We start from the raw sequence: 19,422 nt of genomic DNA, 5'->3' as shown, positions 1-19,422 counted from the left end.
CGATGAAGCCATGAGGTGCGGACGGCTCCCTGCCGGTCAAGGCGGGACGCCGCCGGCCATGCATCGATGGCCGGCGGCGTCCCTTGTCCTTCCGAACCGGCCGCGCCGGATCACCGCCACGCGGCGGTGATGGCGTTGTCGACCTGCGGATAGGCGCTGCCCTCGATGCTCAGCGTGCCGGCCGCCGGCGGCGCGAAGCCCGCCATCGCCTGCACCAGCTGGTCCACCATCGAATCCGCCAGCACCGCGCCGTCGCTGGTCTCGATGCTGTCCATGCGATGGCTGGTGCCGCTGTACCAGCCGGCGACCGTGACCTTGTCGGCCGACCCCACGACCTGGATCTCCAGATCGCTGCCGGTCTTGCGAAGCCACAGCTGGTGCCGGTCGATCCCCTCGCCGAACACCAGGCGATCGTTGCCGGCGTCGGCGTCGTTCTCGACGATGCGGTCGCTGCCGCCGCCGCGGCCGAACCGGTAGACGTCGTTGCCGGTGCCGCCGGCCAGGACGTCGTTGCCCGCCCCGCCGTCCATGTCGTCGTCGCCGTCGCCGCCCGACAGGCTGTCGTTGCCGCCGCCGCCCCACAGCGTGTCGTTGCCGGCCTCGCCATAGGCCTCGTCGGAGAAGCCCGAACCGATCGGATCGGCACGGCTGTCCAGCAGGTCGTCGCCGTCGCCGCCGTGCAGCGTGTCACGGCCGAGACCACCGACCAGGGTGTCGTTGCCGCCATAGCCGGACAGGAAGTCGTTGCCCCCCTGGCCGTCGATGAGGTCGCCGTTCGCGTAGCCCAGCAGCGCTTCCGCGGCGCTGCCGCCGACGGTCTCCAGCGTCAGGGCGGGGGAGGACAGGTCCACCTCCCGCCCATCGGCGAAGCGCACCGTCTGGAGATAGTTCACCCCGTCGCCAGCCCCGTTGAAGCGGTTGGAGATGACGATCTGCTCCGGCCGGTCGCGGAACCGCAGCACGAGGTTGTCGTCGAAACGCGCGAAATACAGGCTCTCGGCTGTGAAGCCCTCGCCCATCAGCAGCAGGTCGGAACCTCCGCCGCCGAGGATGGTGTCCTGCCCGCCATCGTACAGCACGAGATCGTCGCCGGCACCGCCATCGATGGCGTCGTCGCCGGCTCCACCGGACAGCGTGTCGTTGCCGGCCTCGCCAAAGAGGATGTCGTTGCCGTCGCCGCCATGCAGCCGGTCGCCGTCGGCCCCGCCGGACAGCGTGTCGTTGCCGAGGCCGCCGGCAAGCTCGTCGGCGCCGGCATCGCCCTGGATGTAATCGTTGCCGGCGCCACCCTCGATGGAATCCGCGCCGTCGCCGCCGAACAGCGTGTCGTTGCCGTCGCCGCCGAACAGCGTGTCGCCGCCGCTGCCGCCCTCGATGTAGTCGCTGCCGCCCCCGCCGTCGACGCGGTCGTCGCCGTCGCCGCCGTAGAGCGAGTCGCCGCCGCCGCCGCCCAGCAGCGTGTCGTCGCCGGCCTCGCCATAGAGCGAGTCGCGGCTGGCGGTGTCGTCGCTGCTGTCGATGAAATCGTTGCCGTTGCCGCCACGGACCACGTCGCTCCCCGCGCCGCCATAGAGGTGATCGTCGCCGTCATAGCCGAAGATCGCGTCGTTGCCGCCGGAGCCCCGGATGGTGTCGTTGGCGTTGTAGCCCTCCAGCGTGCGGGCGACGTCGTCGTCCCGCGTGTCGATGACGAGATCGGGCCGGGTGAGATCGTAGGTCGACTGGTCGGCGAAGCGCAGGGTCTGGAGATAGTTGGCGCCGTTCCCGTTGCCGTTGAAGCGGTTGGCGATGACGATCCGCTCGGTCCGGCCCTGGAACAGGACGTGCAGGTCCTTGCCGTAGCGTTCGAAGCGCAGGGCGGCCGCGTCGAAACCCTCGGCGAAGTCGAGGATGTCGTTGCCGCCGCCGCCGGTCACGGTGTCCTGTCCGCCCTGGTACAGCACCACGTCGTCGCCGGCCCCGGTGACGATCCAGTTGGCGCCCAGGCCGCCGGCCAGCGTGTCGTTCCCGTCCTCGCCGAAGAGGCTGTCGTTGCCGTCGCCGCCGTCGAGGCGGTCGTCATCCGCCCCGCCCTGGAGCGTGTCCTTGCCGACCCCGCCGATCAGGACATCGGCCCCGGCCCCGCCGACCAGGCTGTCGTCGCCGGTCCCGCCGTCGAGCAGGTCGTCGCCGTCGCCACCATAAAGCGCGTCGCCGAGCGCCCCGCCATAGAGCGTGTCGTTGCCGTCCTCGCCATAGGCGGTGTCGGCGCTGGCGGTGTCGTCGCGGCCGTCGATAAGGTCGTTGCCGTCGCCGCCGTAGAGCAGGTCGGCCCCGGCCCCGCCATGGAGCGTGTCGTCGCCGCCGTAACCGTAGATGGCGTCGGTCCCGCCGCTGCCACGGATGACGTCGCCGGCGTTGTAGCCGTACAGCGTGTGGCCGACGTCGCTGTCGATGGTGCGGATGACCAGATCCGGACGGGCCAGATCGACCTCGCTGCCGTCGGCGAAACGCAAGGTCTGGATGTAGTCGGTCCCGTCGGCGGTGCCGGTGAGGGCGAAGCGGTTGGCGACGACGATCCGCTGCGCGGCGGAGTCGAACACCAGGTGGAGATCCTTGCCGAAGCGCTCCATCCGCAGGCCGGCCACCGTGTAGCCCTCGCCGAAGACCAGCACATCGTTGCCGCCGCCGCCGACGATGGTGTCCGCCCCGCCGCCATAGACCACGGTGTCGTTGCCCGCCCCGCCGTCGATGGCGTTGGCGCCGGCCCCGCCGGTCAGCGTGTCGTCGCCGGCCCCGCCGAACAGCGTGTCGTTGCCGGCGTCGCCCGACAGGCTGTCGTTGCCCTCGCCGCCCTCCAGGGAATCGTTGCCGTCGCCGCCCTCCAGCGTGTCGTTGCCGCCGTATCCGAGGATGGTGTCGTTGCCCGCCCCGCCGTCGATCCGGTCACCCGACTTGTAACCGCGCAGAGTCTCGCTCGCCGCTTGTCCATGGGTTTCCAGCCCGATGTCCTGGGCCGTGAGATCGACCTCGGTCCCGTCGGCGAAGCGCAGCGTCTGGACGAAGTTGGCGCCGTCGGCGTCGCTGTTGCCGTTGAAGCGGCCGACCACGACGATGCGGTCCCCCGTATCGCGGAAATTGAGATGAAGGTCGTTGCCGATCCGGGAGACATACAGCTGGTCGCGTGCCAGCCCGGCTCCCAGTTCCAGAACGTCGCTGCCACCGCCGCCGATGACGGAGTCCTCGCCGGCCCCCGGCCCGGCGTAGCGGATCAGGTCGTCTCCGGCCCCGCCGTCGATGACGTCGTTGCCGGCGCCTCCGTCCAGCGTGTCGTTGCCGGCCTGCCCATACAGGGCGTCGGCTCCGTCGCCGCCGAAGATCGAATCGTCGCCACCCTCGCCATAGAGCTGGTCGGCCCCGCCACCGCCGTCGATCAGGTCGTCGTCGCCGCCGCCATAGACCAGATCCACGCCGCCGCCGCCGTAGATGGTGTCGTTGCCGGTGCCGCCATAGGACTGGTCGTTGATGTTCGCGGCGCTGGGGTCGTCGCGGTTGTCGATCAGGTCGTTGCCGGCGCCGCCGTGCATCTCGTCGGAGCCGGTGCCGCCCTTGATCGTGTCGTTCCCCGCTCCGCCCAGGATGGTGTCGTTGCCGGTGCCGCCGTCGAGGCTGTCGTCGCCGACGCCGCCGTTGACCGCGTCGTTGCCATCACCGCCCGCGACGATGTCGTTGCCGGCCGGTTCGCTGGGGGAGGGGGAGGGCAGGACCGAATTCAGATCCCACACCCCATCGCCATAGGTTTCCCAGATGTAGCCGTTGGCACCGATCGGGTAACCGTTGATTTCGATGCCGCCGACATACACGGCCTTCTTGGCCCTGTTCCAGCCGCCGGTCTCGTCGACGACATGGATTTGCAGCCGGTCCGCCTCGCTCCGATCCCGAACGGTGAAGGTGTAGTCGCGCATGTTTCCCGAATAGATCATGGTGTTTCCGTCGGAGGCCAAGGTGGAGTAGAGCACGTCCACGATGCCGTTCATCAACACCACGCCGTCGAGGGTAACGACCACCTTCGGCCAGTAATACACATTGTGGGCGCCCATGCGGATGCGGACGGTGATCACCTCGTTTCCGGTCGTCGAAAACTCGTCGCCCCACAGCCGATCCTCGCCGGCTCCTCCGGTTATCGTGTCGTCGCCGTCACCACCGAAGGCGATGTCGTTCCCGCCGCCGCCGTCCACGGAATCCTCCCCGGCGCCGCCCCGCAGCCCGTCGCCGCCGGCCCCGCCATAGAGGGTGTCGTTGCCCGCTTCGCCGTAGAGGTTGTCGGCGGCACCCGCGCGGCCGTCCAAGATGTCGTTGCCGTCGCCGCCGTAGAGATTGTTGTACCCGGCCCCACCGGTCAGCGTGTCGGCGCCGCCATAGCCATAGATCGTGTCGTTGCCAGCCCCGCCGTCGATGACGTCGCCGACGTTGTAGCCCTCCAGCTTCTCCGAGGCACCGGTGCCCGTGGTGGCGATCACCAGATCCGGGCGGGTCAGATCCACCAGGGTTCCATCGGCGAAGCGCAGGGTCTGGGCGTAGTTGGCCCCGTTCCCATTGCCGTTGAAGCGCCCCTTGACGATGACCTCGTCGGCGACGCCGCTGAAGCGGACGTGCAGGTCGTTGCCGAAGCGGGCGAAGTAGAGCGCTCCGGGAGCGAAGGCGCCGGCAAGCTCGATCACGTCGGCGCCGCCGGTGTTGTAGACGCTGTCCTGGCCGCCGGTGAAGCGGATCAGGTTCGCGCCGCTCCCGCCATAGACCACGTCGTTGCCGGCCCCGCCGACCAGCGTGTCGTTGCCGGCGTCGCCGAGCAGCGTGTCGTCCCCGGCACCGCCCTCGATCGAATCGTCGCCGTCGCCGCCTTCCAGCCGGTCGCCGCCATCGCCGCCGAGCAGAAGGTCGGCGCCGGCATAGCCGTAGAGCGTGTCGTTGCCGACCCCGCCGTCGAGCGTGTCGTCGCCGGCATAGCCGTGGATGGTGTCGTTGCCCCCGGTGCCCTGGATGGAATCGCCGACGTTGTAACCCTCCAGCGTCTCGTTGGCGGCGGTCGCCACCGTCTCGATCTTCAGATCCGGGGCGGTGATGTCGACCAGCGTGCCGTCGGCGAAGCGCAGGGTCTGGACGTAGCTCGCCCCATCCAACGCCCCGTTGAAGCGCCCGACCAGCACGATCTCGTCGGCCGCGTTGCGGAAGCGCAGGTGGAGGTCGTTGCCGAAGCGCGCGTAATAGAGGTCGGCGGCGGCCAGCCCCTCGCGGATCTCCAGCACGTCCCGGCCGCCCTCGTTGGTGATGATGTCGCGCCCGCCGCTGTGGCGGATGAGGTCGTCTCCAAGCCCGGTCAGGATGGTGTTGGTGCCGAGCCCGCCCTCCAGCGTGTCGTCGCCGTCGCCGCCCTGGAGGGAGTCGTTGCCCGCCCCGCCGTCCAGCCGGTCGTTGCCGGCGTTGCCTTCCAGCCAGTCGTTGCCGGCGTTGCCGACCAGGCTGTCGTTGCCGTCGCCGCCGGAGAAGGTTTCGCCCCCGTCGCCGCCGAGGATGGTGTCGTCCCCGGCCTCGCCATAGGCGACGTTGGCCGAGGCGCCGGTCCCGGTGTCGTTGCGGTTGTCGATCAGGTCGTTGCCGGCCCCGCCATGGATCTGGTCGGCGCCGAGCCCGCCTTCCAGCGTGTCGTCGCCCGCCCCGCCGACCAGACTGTCGTTGCCGTCACCGCCTTGCAGGAGGTCGTCACCGTCGCCGCCCTCCAGCCGGTCGGCGCCGGCCCCGCCCAGCAACGTGTCGTTGCCGACTCCGCCGTAAAGCTGGTCGTTGCCGGTGCCGCCGTCGAGCGTGTCGTCGCCGGCATAGCCGTAGACGGTGTCGTTGCCGTCGGCGCCCTGGATGGAATCGCCGACGTTGTAGCCCTCCAGCGTCTCGTTGGCGGCGGTCGCCACCGTCTCGATCTTCAGATCCTGGGCGGTGATGTCGACCAGCGTGCCGTCGGCGAAGCGCAGGGTCTGGACGTAGCTCGCCCCATCCAACGCCCCGTTGAAGCGCCCGACCAGCACGATCTCGTCGATCGCGTTGCGGAAGCGCAGGTGGAGGTCGTTGCCGAAGCGCGCGTAATAGAGATCGGCGGTCGCCAGCCCCTCGCGGATCTCCAGCACGTCCTGGCCGCCCTCGTTGCCGATGACGTCGCGCCCACCGCTGTGGCGGACAAGGTCGTCTCCGAGCCCGGTCTGGATGCTGTTGGCGCCCGCTCCGCCCTCCAGCGTGTCGTTGCCGGCGCCGCCGTACAGCGCGTCGTCGCCGGTGCCGCCGCTGAGGGAATCGTCGCCGGCGTCGCCGTAGAGGGTGTCGTTGCCGGCTCCGCCGGTCGCCGTGTCGTCGCCGTCACCGCCCTCGGCGTAGTCGTTGCCGTCGCCGCCCGCGATGACGTCGTTGCCGGCCCCGCCGTAATGCAGGTCGTTGTCGGCCCCGCCGTCGAGCGTGTCGTCGCCGTCGCCGCCTTCCAGCCGGTCGGCACCGGCGCCGCCCAGCAGATGGTCGGCCCCGGCCCCGCCGAACAGGATGTCGTTGCCGGCTCCGCCATCCAGCCGGTCGTCGCCGGCATAACCGTAGATGGTGTCGCTGCCGCCCAGCCCCTGGATGGTGTCGTTGGCGTTGTAGCCTTCCAGCTTCTCGGCCGCGTCGGTCGCCACCGTGTCCAGAACCAGATCCTGGGCGGTGATGTCGACCAGCGTGCCGTCGGCGAAGCGCAGGGTCTGGACATAGCTCGCCCCGTCGCCGGCCCCGTTGAAGCGGTTGACCAGCACGACCTCGTCGCTCCGGTTGCGGAAACGCAGGTGGAGGTCGTTGCCGAAGCGCGCGAGATAGAGGTCGCCCACCGCAAGGCCGCCGCCGATCTCCAGCACGTCCTGGCCGCCCGCGTTGGTGATCGTCTCCCGCCCGCCGTCGAAGCGGATCAGGTCGTCGCCCAGCCCGGTGAACAGGGTGTCGGTGCCGCCGCCGCCGGTCAGCGTGTCGTTGCCGTCGCCGCCGTCGAGCGTGTCGTTGCCCTCGCCGCCGTTCAGGATGTCGGCCCCGTCGCCGCCCGACAGGAAGTCGGCCCCGTCGCCACCATCCAGCGAATCGTCGCCCGCGTCGCCGTGCAGGCTGTCGGTGCCGGTGCCGCCGGACAGCGTGTCGTCGCCCTGGTCACCGTTGAGGACGTCGGCCCCGTCGCCGCCCTCGACGCTGTCGTTGCCGGCACCGGCGTAGAGGAAGTCGTTGCCCGCCCCGCCGTCGAGCGTGTCATCGCCCGCGTAGCCGTAGACGGTGTCGTTGCCGGCCAAGCCCTGGATGAGGTCGCCGACGTTGTAGCCCTCCAGCTTTTCGCTGGCGTTGGTCGCCACCGTCTCCAGCGCCAGGGTCTGGGAGGCCAGATCGAGGGTGGAACCGTCGGCGAAGCGCAGGGTCTGCACGAAGCTCGCCCCATCGCCAGCCGCGTTGAAGCGGCCGGTGAGGATGATCTGCTCGCTCGATCCCCGGAAGCGGACGTACAGGTCGTTGCCGAAGCGGGCGAAATAGACGTCGCTCCGCGCGATGCCCGGTCCCATCTCCAGCACGTCGCTGCCGCCCTCGTTGGTGACGGTGTCGCTGCCGCCGCCGTAGCGGATGAGGTCGTCGCCGGTGCCGCTGTAAAGCGTGTCGTTGCCGGCGCCGCCGGCCAGCGTGTCGTTGCCGGCGCGGCCGTAGATCGTGTCGGCGCCATCGCCGCCGCTCAACTCGTCGTCGCCGTCCTCGCCGTCGATGCTGTCGTTGCCGGCCCCGCCCTCGATGCTGTCGTTGCCGGTGCCGCCGAACAGGATGTCGGCGCCGCCGCCGCCATGGATCGTGTCGTTGCCGTCGCGCCCATAGGCCACGTCGCCGCCGGTGGCGTCGTCCCGCCCGTCGATCAGGTCGTCGCCCGCCCCGCCGTCGAGGGAATCCGCGCCGGTGCCGCCGATCAGCGTGTCGTTGCCGGCGTAGCCGAGGATGGTGTCGTTGCCGGCCCCGCCGACGATGCGGTCGCCGACGTTGTAGCCTTGCAGATACTCGGCGGCGCTGGTCGCCACCGTCTCCAGCGCGATGTCGGTGCGGGTCAGGTCGAAGCTGGTGCCGTTGGCGAAGGCGATCCGCTCGACATAGGCCGTGCCGTCGCCGGCCGCGTTGAAGCGGCCGACCACGACGATCTCGTCGGTCGCGCTGTTGCGGAAACGGATGTGCAGGTCATTGCCGAAGCGGGCGAAGTAGATCCCGTCGCGGTCGATCCCCGGCCCCATCTCGATGGTGTCGAGGCCGCTGCTGTCCATGAGGAGGTCGCGGCCGTCGCCGGCGCGGTAGACATACACGTCGTTGCCGGCCCCGCCGTCGAGCGTGTCGTTGCCGATGCCGCCGATCAGCGTGTCGTTGCCGGCCCCGCCGCTCAGGCGGTCGTCGCCGTCCTGGCCCAGCAGCACGTCGTCGGTGGCGGTGCCGGTCAGCAGGTCGCCGCCGGTGCCGCCGAGCACCGCCAGCTCGCCGAGCGGCAGGGTGGTGCCGTCGGCGAAGGTCAGCCCGGCCAGCCCGGTGGTGCCGTCGGTGGCGGAGAAGTGGTTGACGACGACGATCCGCTGCCCGGTGGCGCGGACCACCACGACGAGGTCGCCGCCCGAGCGGGTCAGCACGACGTCGCGCCAGTCGAGCCCGCCCGGCAGCCCGACCGTGTCGCCGTCGCCGGGGAATACCGTCTGGTCGGCCCCGCTGTCGTCGAGCTGGAAGACCGACGGCCCGTCGCCGCCGATCCACACATGGCCCGATCCCAGGTTCCACGGCGCCCCGGACGTGAAGGTCACCCGGTCGAGCTGGTTCTGGAAATGGTTGACCACCAGCACGTTGATGGCGCCGTCGGCCGAGGTGATGCGCAGGTCGTCGTGGATGCGCACCAGCCGCAGATTGGCCGGCGGAACGCCGGCACCGAAGCTGAGCTGGTTGACGGCGTCGCCGGCCGGATGGATGGTCGTCGGACCGGCGCCGGCCCCCACCACGAAGTTGCTGTTGCCGCGGCTGCCGATCAGGATTCCGTTGCCGCCAATCGCCCAGCTCTGCCCGCCCTCGAAGGTCACGGTGCCGAGGCCCGAGCCGGCGCCCGCCACCCCGGTCGGTCCGAAATGGTTGACCGCGATCAGGTCGATGCTGCCGTCGTCGGTGTAGAAATGCAGGTCGACGCCGATCCGCTCCATCCGCACCAGGGCCGGGTCGATGCCGGGGCCGAAGCTGAGGGCGTCGGTGCCGCCACCCGCGAAGATGTACTGACGGCCCTGGCCGGGCAGCACCGTGAAGCTGTCGGTCCCCATCTCGCCGAACAGGACGTTGTCGCCGACGACGTCCCAGGTGACGCCGCCGGTGAAGCTGACGGCGTCGAGGCCGCGCGACACCCCGTCGGTCGGCGCGACGAACTGGTTGACGATCCGCACGGTCCGGCCGCTGCCGATGAAGACGACCACGAGGTCGGTGCCGTCCCGCGCCAGCGTGACGTCGCCCGGCCCGACATCGGGGCCGAAGATGATCTGGCTGCCGCCGCCGCCCGCGTGGATCTCCTGGCGGGCCGGGCCGGTCTTGCCGATCTGGAAGCGGTCGCCGCCGCCCCCGCCGATCAGCGTGAAGGGGGAGGACAGGTCGAAGGTCCGCCCGTCGTCGAACTCCAGCTGGCCGATCGCGCCGAAGTAGTTGAGGACGGTCACCACCTGGCCGGTGCGGTCGATGAAGAGCTCCAGGTCGGAGCCGGTGCGGACGAAGCGCACCTCGGTGCTGTCGATCCCGTCGAGCTTCACCGTGTCACCGCCCTGGGCGTAGATCGTCTTCGATCCGGAATCCGGACCGATCAGGAAGGTGTCGCGCCCGGCGCCGCCGAACACCAGCGTGTCGCCGGTCAGGTGCAGGACCGAGCCGTCGGGGCGCGTCAGCGATTTCAGCGGCGCGCCGGCGAAATGGTTGACGATGGTCAGGGAATCCGCCGTGCCGTCGACGGTGATGCGCAGGTTGACGCCGTCGCGCGCCACCCGGATCTTCGATCCGTCGACGGTGTCGACGAAGCGCAGGCTGTCGTCGCCGTTGCTGTCCGGATAGACGATCATGTCGCCCATGCCGCGCTGGATCAGGTACTCGTCGTGGCCGGAGCCGCCGATCAGCACCTTGCCGCCCTGGATGTTCCAGGTGGTGCCGTTGTCGAAGGCGATGTCGCCGATGCCGTTCAGCGTGAAGTGGTTGACGACGACGATGGCGTCGGGCCGGCCCTCAATGTGGATGTGCAGGTCGTTGCCGACGCGGACCACCCGCGTCGTGCCGGGATCGGCGTCGAGCTGGAGATGCTGGCCGGGCGCGCCGGGGTAGATGATGGAGGCGTCGCGGATGGTCTCCGGCCCGGTGCCGCCGATGTGGATCGTGGTGCTGGCGATGGGCCAGATCACGCCGTTGGGGAAGACGATCTCCGGAATCGCCACGACGCCGCCGGGCGCGAAGTGGTTGACGATGGTCATGGTGTCGCCGCCGGCGGTGACGCGCAGATCGGCGCCGACGCGGGTCAGGCGGACGCTGCCCGGATCGATTCCGGGCGCGACCTCGATCCGGTCGCCGGAGGATTGCCCGCCGGGATAGACCGTGACGTTGCCCATGCCGGGGTTCAGGACGAACACGTTGTCCGCGTCGGAGCCGATGCGGACGTTGGCGCCGCCGACCGTCCACAGCGTGCCGTCGGCGAACGCGATGTCGCGGGCGGCGTTGCCGAGGAAGTGGTTGAGCACGGTCACCACGTCGGCGCCGTCGCCCAGCACGATCTGGAGATCGTCGCCGACCCGGCGCGCCACGGTGGCGAGGCTGTCGAAGCCGGTGCCCATCCGCAACCGGTCGGTGCCGCCGCCCGGATAGAGCGAGACGTGGCCGATGCCGGGCTCGAAGGTGAAGGTCTCGGTGCTGCTGCCGCCGACGCGGATCTCGTGGCCCCAGATGTTCCAGACGGCGCCGTCGAGGAAGCGGATGGTGTGGACACCGCCGCTGGCCCCGCCGGAGAAATGGTTGAGCACCGTCAGGGAATCCCCCAGCCCGTTGACCGTCACCACGAGGTCGTCGCCGACCCGCTGGATCTTCAGGCTGGCCTTGTCGATGCCCTCGCCGATGGTGATCCGGTCGTTGCCGGTGCCGGGCAGCACGATGCGCGCGCCGCTGCCGGGGGTCAGCGTGAAGCTGTCGTCACCGCTGCCGCCGATCAGGATGTTGGTGCCCGACAGGCTCCAGTTCCGCCCGCCGACCACCACATTCTCCAGCGCCGAGGCGCCCCAGTCGGTGGAGAAATGGTTCAGCACGGTGATGCGGTCGGCCGTGCCGCGGACCGAGACGATCAGGTTGTCGCCCTCGCGCACGAACTCCAGCTTGTCGGTGGCGACACCGGCGCCGAACTTCAGGCTGTCGAAGCCCTTGCCGGCGAACAGGCTGACCGCGCCGTCGCCCGCGTTGACGGTGAAGACGTCGGCGGTGTCGCCGCCGATGCGGAAGCCGTGGCCGGCGTCGACGCTCCACACCGTGCCGTCGGCGAAGGCGACGGTGGCCAGCCCGCCGTTGCCGGCGCCGGTCCCGTTGAAGTGGTTGAGCACGGTGACGCGGTCGGTGGTGCCGGCGATCTCCAGCACCAGCGTGTCGCCGACCCGGCGCAGAGCGACGTCGGCCGGATCGATGCCGGCCCCCAGCACCAGCCCGTCGCGCCCGCCGCCGGCCGCCAGCACCCGCTCGCCCAGCCCCTTCTGGACGGTGAAGCTCTCGTCGCCGCCGGTGCCGGCGATCAGGCGGGTGTTGTCGATGGCCCAGGCCGTGCCGTCGCCGAAGCGGATGCTGGCATAGCCGTCGGGGTTGCCGTCGAAGTGGTTCTTGACGACCCAGACGTCGGAGCCGGCGCCGTAGGTTATGCGCAGGTCGTCGCCGTCGCGGATCAGCCGCATCCGGTCGGGATCGACGTTCAGCGCGAAGCGGATGGTGTCGGTGCCGCCGCTGCCATACAGGATGGTCTCGTTGTTCCCCTGGCCGCCTTCCAGGCCGAAGACGACGCTGTCGTCGCCCGTGCTGCCGATCACCACGTCGTCGCCGCGGACCCGCCAGCGGGTGCCGTCGGCCAGCTCGATGGTCTGGATCCCGCCGTTGCCCGCCCCCGCCAGCGCCTCGGCGGAGAAGTGGTTGAAGAGCCGGACCGAGCGGTCGGTGCCCGCGATGCGGATCTCCAGGTCATCGCCCAGGCGCGACAGGCGCAGGTCGTCGGCCGTCACGTCGGCGCCGAAGCGGATGGTGTTCTCGCCGCCGTCGGCGTGCAGGGTGCGGGTGCCGAAGCCGGCATCGATGGCGATGGTGTCGTCGCCGGTGGTGCCCATCCGCAGATCGTCGCCCCAGACCGGCCAGACCACGCCGTCGGCGAAGGCGATGCTGCGGACGCTGCCATCGCCGGCCGCCTCGGCGCCGTTGGGGGCGAAATGGCCCATGATGGTGACGCGGTCGCGGGCGTAGCCGTCCTCGCCCGCCGGGCCGCCCTCGGCGTCGAACAGGATGTGCAGGTCGTCGTCGATGCGGACCAGATGGGCGATCTCGTGCCGGAAGCCGGCGCCGAGCTTGACGGTGTCGTCGCCGCCTTCGCCGAAGACCACGACATGGCCGACGCCCGACGGCGCGGTGAGGGTGTCGTCGCCCGACGTGCCGGTCACGACGAGGTCGCCGAACATCCGCACGCCGTCCTGCACGTAGACGACCGCCTCGCCCCGGCCGTAGCTGTTGTAGAGCACCGAATCGACGAGGATCCCGCTGCCGGTCTTCCGCCAGCCGGATTCCTTGAAGGTCACCAGATCGTCGCGATCGCCGGTGACCCAGAGCGGCGCGCCGCCGCCGTTGGCCAGCACGCCCTGCTCGTTGAGGATCACGACCTGCCGGTCGGCGCCGGTCAGGTCGAGCTTCTCGATGCCATGGACACCGCCGGCGTCGGCCCCCACCATCGACAGCCGGTCGCCCTCGAAGCGCAGCGTGTCGATGCCGTCGCCGCCGTCCACCGAGACGAAGCCGTCGTCCAGGATCCGCAGCGTGTCGTTGCCGCCCCCGCCCGACAGGATGTCGGCGCCGCCGCCGCCGTCCAGCCGGTTGTCGGCGCCGTCGCCGGTCAGCCGGTCGGCGAAGCCGGTGCCGATGACGATCTCGACGCCGCTCAGCCGGTCGCCCTGGGCGTCGCCGCCCGATCCGGTGCCGGTGGCCAGATTGACCGTCACCCCGACCCCGGAGGCCGAATAGTCGGCGGTGTCGAGGCCGGCGCCGCCGACCAGCGTGTCGGCCCCGGCACCGCCGATCAGCGTGTCGTTGCCGGAACCGCCGTCGAGCCGGTTGGCGCCGCCGTCGCCGGTCAGCCTGTCGTCGCGGCCGGAGCCGGTCAGGTTCTCGATCCCGCTCAGGACGTCGCCCTGGGCATCGCCGCCCAGGCCGGTCCCGGCGGACAGGTCCACCGTCACCCCGGCGCCCGAACCAGAATAATCCGCCGTGTCGCTGCCGCCGCCGCCGGTCAGGGTGTCGGCGCCGCCGCCGCCCTTCAGCACGTTGTTGCGCTCGTCGCCGGTCAGCACGTCGTTCCGGGCCGAGCCGACCAGATTCTCGATGCCGCTCAGCACATCGCCCTCGGCGGTGCCGCCGAGGCCGGTGCCGGCCGCCAGATCCACCGTCACGGAGTCGCCGGAGGCCGAATAGTCGGCGGTGTCGGTGCCGGCGCCGCCGATCAGCGTGTCGGCCCCCGCGCCGCCGACCAGCGTGTCGTTGCCGGCGCCGCCGTCGATGAGGTTGGCGCCGCCGTCGCCGGTCAGCCGGTCGCCGTGGGCGGAGCCGGTCAGGTTCTCGATGCCGGAGAGCCGGTCGCCCTGGGCGTCGCCGCCGCTGCCCGTGCCGGCGGCGAGGCTGACCGTCACCCCGGCCCCGGAGGCCGAGTAGTCGGCGGTGTCGATGCCGTCCCCGCCGACCAGCGTGTCGGCCCCGCCCAGCCCGGCCAGCGTGTCGTTGCCGCCACGCCCGTCCAGCCGGTTGGCGTTGGCGTCGCCGGTCAGATAGTCGTCGTGATCGGAGCCGTCGATGTTCTCGACCCCGGTCAGGCTGTCGCCCTCGGCGTCACCGCCAAGGCCGGTCCCGGCGGACAGGTCCACCGTCACGCCGGCATCCGACGCCGAATAATCGGCGGTGTCGATGCCCGCGCCACCCGCCAGCGTGTCGGCACCGGCACCGCCGATCAGCCGGTCGTCTCCCGCCCCGCCATCCAGGCGGTTGGCGCCGCCGTCTCCGGTCAGCCGGTCGTCATGGCCGGAACCGGTCAGGTTCTCGACACCGGTCAGGACGTCACCCTCGGCGTCGCCACCGGCGCCGGTTCCGGCGGACAGGTCCACCGTCACGCCGGCACCCGAGGCCGAGTAGTCGGCGGTGTCGGTGCCGTCGCCACCGGTCAGTGTGTCCGCCCCCGCGCCACCGGCCAGCGTGTCGTCACCGGCACCACCATCGATCAGGTTGGTTCCGGCATCGCCGGTCAGGTGGTCGTCATGAACGGAGCCGGTGAGGTTCTCGATCCCGCTCAGGCTGTCGCCCTCGGCGTCGCCGCCGATGCCGCTTCCCGTGGACAGGTCCACCGTCACGCCATCGCCGGAGGCCGAATAATCCACCGTGTCGATGCCGTCGCCACCGACCAGCGTGTCCGCACCGTCCAGCCCCGCCAGCGTGTCGTCACCCTCACCACCGTCGATGAGGTTGGCGCCGCCGTCGCCGGTCAGCCGGTCGCCGTGAGTGGAACCGGTGATGTTCTCGATCCCGCTCAGGCTGTCGCCCTCGGCGTCGCCGCCGATGCCGCTTCCCGTGGACAGATCGACCGTCACGCCAACGCCGGAAGCCGAATAGTCGGCGGTGTCGATGCCGTCGCCGCCGACCAGCGTGTCGGCGCCCAGGCCACCGACCAGGGTGTCGTCACCCTCACCGCCGTCGATGAGGTTGGCGCCGCCGTCGCCGGTCAGCCGGTCGCCGTGACCGGAGCCGGTGATGTTCTCGATACCGGAAAGACTGTCGCCCTCGGCGTCGCCGCCGCTGCCCGTGCCGGCCGACAGGCTCACGGTCACCCCGGCCCCGGAGGCCGAGTAATCCGCCGTGTCGATGCCGTCGCCACCAACCAGCGTGTCGGCCCCTTCCAGACCGGCCAGCGTGTCGTCACCCGCCCCGCCGTCGATGAGGTTGGCGCCGGCATCGCCGGTCAGCCGGTCGTCGTGGGCGGAGCCGGACAGATTCTCGATGCCCGTCAGCACGTCGCCCTCGGCATCGCCACCGCCGCCGGTTCCATCAGCCAAGCTGACCGTCACGCCTTCGCCGGAGGCCGAATAGTCGGCGGTGTCGATGCCGGTGCCGCCGATCAGGGTGTCGGCGCCCTCCAGACCGGCCAGCGTGTCGTTGCCGCCGCGTCCGTCCAGCCGGTTGGCGTCGGCGTCGCCGGTCAGATAGTCGTCGTGGTCGGAGCCGTCGATGTTCTCGACCCCGGTCAGGCTGTCGCCCTCGGCGTCGCCACCGGCGCCCGTTCCGGCGGACAGATCCACCGTGACGCCCGCGCCGGAGGCCGAATAATCCGCCGTGTCGATGCCGTCGCCGCCGACCAGCGTGTCGGCGCCCAGGCCACCGACCAGGGTGTCGCCGCCGCCGCCGCCGTCCAGACGGTTGTCGCCATCGTCGCCGGTGAGGGAATCGTCGTGGGCGGAGCCGGTCAGGTTCTCGATGCCGGTCAGGACGTCGCCCTCGGCGTCGCCACCGGCGCCGGTCCCGGCGGACAGATCCACCGTCACGCCGGCGTCCGAGGCCGAATAATCCGCCGTGTCGATGCCGTCGCCACCGACCAGCGTGTCGGCTCCGGCCAAACCGGCCAGCGTGTCGTCACCCGCCCCGCCGTCGATGAGGTTGGCACCGGCGTCGCCGGTCAGGGAATCGCCGTGGCCGGAACCGGTCAGGTTCTCGATGCCGGTCAGGACGTCGCCCTCGGCGTCACCGCCAACGCCGGTCCCGGCGGACAGGTCCACCGTCACGCCGGCATCCGAGGCCGAGTAATCGGCCGTGTCGGTGCCCTCGCCGCCGATCAGGGTGTCGGCCCCGCCGCCACCGGTCAGGAGGTCGTCGCCCTCGCCACCGTCGAGCCGGTTGGCGTCGGCGTCGCCGGTCAGCCGATCGTCGTGGACGGATCCGACGACGTTCTCCACTTCGGCGATCCGGTCGCCCTCGGCGTCGCCGCCGTTGCCCGTGCCGGCGGCCAGATCCACCGTCACGCCCGCATCCGAGGCCGAATAGTCGACGGTGTCGACGCCGTCGCCGCCGGTCAGCACGTCGGCTCCGCCGCCGCCTTCGAGCCAGTCGTCGCCAGTTCCGCCGGAGAGGCTGTCGTCGCCGCCGCCGCCCGACAGGCTGTCGGCGCCGGTACCGCCCGTCAGGGCGTCGGCGCCGGAGCCGGCCAGAATCCTCTCGATGCCCGACAGGCTGTCGGTCATCCACCCGCCATGCCCGACGCTGCCGGTGGCGAGATCCACCGTGATCGCGCCGGTTTCCCCCGAGTAATCGACCGTGTCGATCCCGTCGCCGCCGATCAGCACGTTGTTGCCGCCGCCGCCGGCCAGGACGTCGTTGCCCGCCCCACCGATCAGCGTGTCGGCGCCGGAACCGCCGACCAGCGTGTCGGCGCCGTCGCCGCCGTCCAGCAGATCGCCGTTGTAGTCGTCCGCCACGGTCAACCGGTCGTTGCCGGCCCCGCCGATCAGCGTGTCGCTGCCGTAGCCGCCGTCGATGGTGTCGTCGCCGTCGCCGCCGTCGAAACGGTCGTTGCTCCAGTAGGAGCCGCCCTCGCCCAGCCGGTCGTTGCCGGCGCCGCCGAGCAGGGTGTCGGCCCCCTCGCCGCCGGTCAGCACGTCGTCGCCGGCCCCGCCGTCGATCCAGTCGTCGCCCCCGCCACCGATGACCGTGTCGTCGCCGTCCCCGGCGGTGACGCGGTCGGCGCCGCCCCCGGCGTCGATCACGTCGTCGCCGCTGCCGCCGTCGATGGTGTCGGCGTTCTCCCCGGCATCGATGGTGTCGTTGCCGGCGCCGCCCCGGATGCTGTCGTCGCCGCTGCCGGCGGTGATGGAATCGTCGCCGCTGCCACCGTCCAGCAGGTCGGCGTTGTCGCCGCCGATCAGGGTGTCGTTGCCGGCGCCGCCGTAGAGGGTGTCGGAATCGGTCCCGCCATCCAAATAATCGTCGCCCAGCCCGCCGTAGAGCAGGTCGTTGTTGCTTCCGCCCAGCAGGGTGTCGTTTCCGCTGCCGCCGTCCAGCGTGTCGTTCTCGCTGCCGCCGTCCAGACGGTCGTCGCCCGAGCCGCCCGACAGGGAATCGCTCTGGGCGCCGCCGACGAGCGTGTCGTTGCCGGAGCCGCCGCGCAGGGTGTCGTCGCCCCAGTCGCCGTTCAGCGCATCGTCACCGGCCCCGCCCAGCAGGACCCCGCCGCCGCCACCGCTGTTGAGGGTGTCGTTGCCGGCCCCGCCGTCGAGGGTCTCGGCCCGCCAGTCGCCGCTCACCGCGTCGTCGGTGCCGGCCTGCGCCTCCGTCATCTCGCGGGTCCGCTCGTCGGCCGGCGATTCACCCTCGACGTCCGCGACGCCGTCGTTGCCGGTCCCCGTCACGCCGATGACCAGCACGCTGTCGGTGCTCAGGCCGCCGCTGTCGGTGACGCGCACGGTGATGGCGTGGGTCGGCGCCGCGTCGTGGTCCAGGACCGCGCCCTCGGCGACGGTGATCCGGCCGGTCGCCGCGTCGATGACGAAACGGCCCCCGGCGTCGTCGGCCAGGCTGTAGGTCAGCGCGCCGTCTTCCGCGTCGGTCGCGTGGGCGGTGCCGACCAGGGTGCCGGCCGCCGCCGTTCCGGAAACGCTGCCGCCGCTCAGGAAGACGGCCGAGGGGGCGTCGTTGATCTCCTCCAGCGCGACCGTCACCGTCTGGCTGGCGACCCCGCCGCGCCCGTCCGACACCTCGATCCGGAAGCTGTCGGCGCCCGCGTAGTCGGCGTCGGGCGTGTAGGTGAAGGTTCCGTCGGCGGCCAGACGCAGGCGGCCGTGGCCCGGCCCGTCGGCCACGGCGTAGCTCAGCGCGTCGCCGTCGGCGTCCACCGCCCCGACCGAGCCGGCGAGTTCCGTGTCCTCGCGGCCGTGCAGCGTCTGGTCGGCGGCCACGGGGGCGCTGTTGCTGACGACGACGAGGGCGGCCAGCGCGCCGACGTCGACGACGCGGCCGTCGACCGTCACCTCCAGCGCGTTCCAGTTGCTGGCCTTGAGCTTGAGGGCGTCGCCGGTGAAGATCTGGTTGTCGTCGCCGTGCTGGCGCACGAAATCGCTCAAGCGGACGAGGTCGGCGGCGATCCCGGCGGTGATCTGGCCGGAGGCGAGCTGGACGCGCAGCCGGTCGTTGCCGGCCCCGCCGTCCATCGTGTCGTGGCCGGTCTGTGCGGAGAGGACATGGGTTGCAAGGTCGTCGCCGCCGCCCGCCTGGACGAGGTCGGCGCCGGCCCCGCCGAGCAGCGTGTCGGCCCCCATGCCGCCAGTCAGCGTGTCGTCGCCGTCGCCGCCGTCCAGCAGATCGCCGTTGTAGTCGTTGGCGACGGTCAGCCGGTCGTTGCCCGCCCCGCCGATCAGCGTGTCGCTGCCATAACCGCCGTCGATGGTGTCGTCGCCCTCGCCGCCGTCGAACCAGTCGTTGCTCCAGCCGTTGCCGTCGCTCAGCCGGTCGTTGCCGGCCCCGCCCAGCAGGGTGTCGTTGCCGTCGCCGCCGGTCAGCACGTCGTTGCCCGCCCCGCCGTCGACCCAGTCGGCCCCGCCGTCGGCGTTGACGGTGTCGTCGCCGTCGCCGCCCCAGACGCTGTCGTCGCCGCCGCCGGCCTGGACGAGGTCGTTGCCCGTCCCGCCATCGAGCCGGTCGCTCGCGCTGTTGCCGACCAGGGTGTCGTTGCCATCCCCGCCGATCAGGGTGTTGGCGTCGGTCCCGCCGTCCAGATAGTCGTTGCCCTCGCCACCATCCAGGTAATCGTTGTTGCTGCCGCCATAGAGCCGGTCGTCGCCCGCCCCGCCACGGATGGTGTCGTTGCCCCAGTCGCCGGTCAGCAGGTCGTCGCCCGCCCCGCCATCCATCATTCCGCCACCGCCGCCGCTGGTGATGGTGTCGTTTCCGGCGCCGCCCTCCAGGGTTTCGGCGCGCCAGTCGCCGTGCAGGGTCTGGTTGGCGGCGGTGGTGGTCGGCGTGTCGGTCATCGGTTTTCCCCCTGCGGGCTTTCTGCCCGGTTCGAATTCATTTCGGCGGCAACGGGTCGAGGCGGTCGGCGGTCGGAGCCTTGCC

General features: G+C 71.3%; 1 protein-coding gene. It reads right to left on the bottom strand.

Translation table 11 applies throughout. The features are described 5' to 3' along the window. Positions 1-110: 110 nt before the first annotated feature. The gene (locus J2847_RS16740) at positions 111-19,337 is read right to left on the bottom strand and encodes a calcium-binding protein (protein ID WP_209780053.1); all 19,227 of its coding nucleotides are present in this window, start codon (positions 19,335-19,337) and stop codon (positions 111-113) included. Positions 19,338-19,422: the final 85 nt, after the last annotated feature.

The organism is Azospirillum agricola (assembly GCF_017876095.1).
Classification (GTDB): Bacteria; Pseudomonadota; Alphaproteobacteria; order Azospirillales; family Azospirillaceae; genus Azospirillum; species Azospirillum agricola.
This window is presented reverse-complemented; position numbering and strand designations above follow the sequence as displayed.

What these genes read in the sequence shown, in the direction of transcription:
- J2847_RS16740 (WP_209780053.1), bottom strand. Translation starts at nt 19,337, where the DNA reads ATGACCGACACGCCGACCACCACCGCCGCCAACCAGACCCTGCACGGC.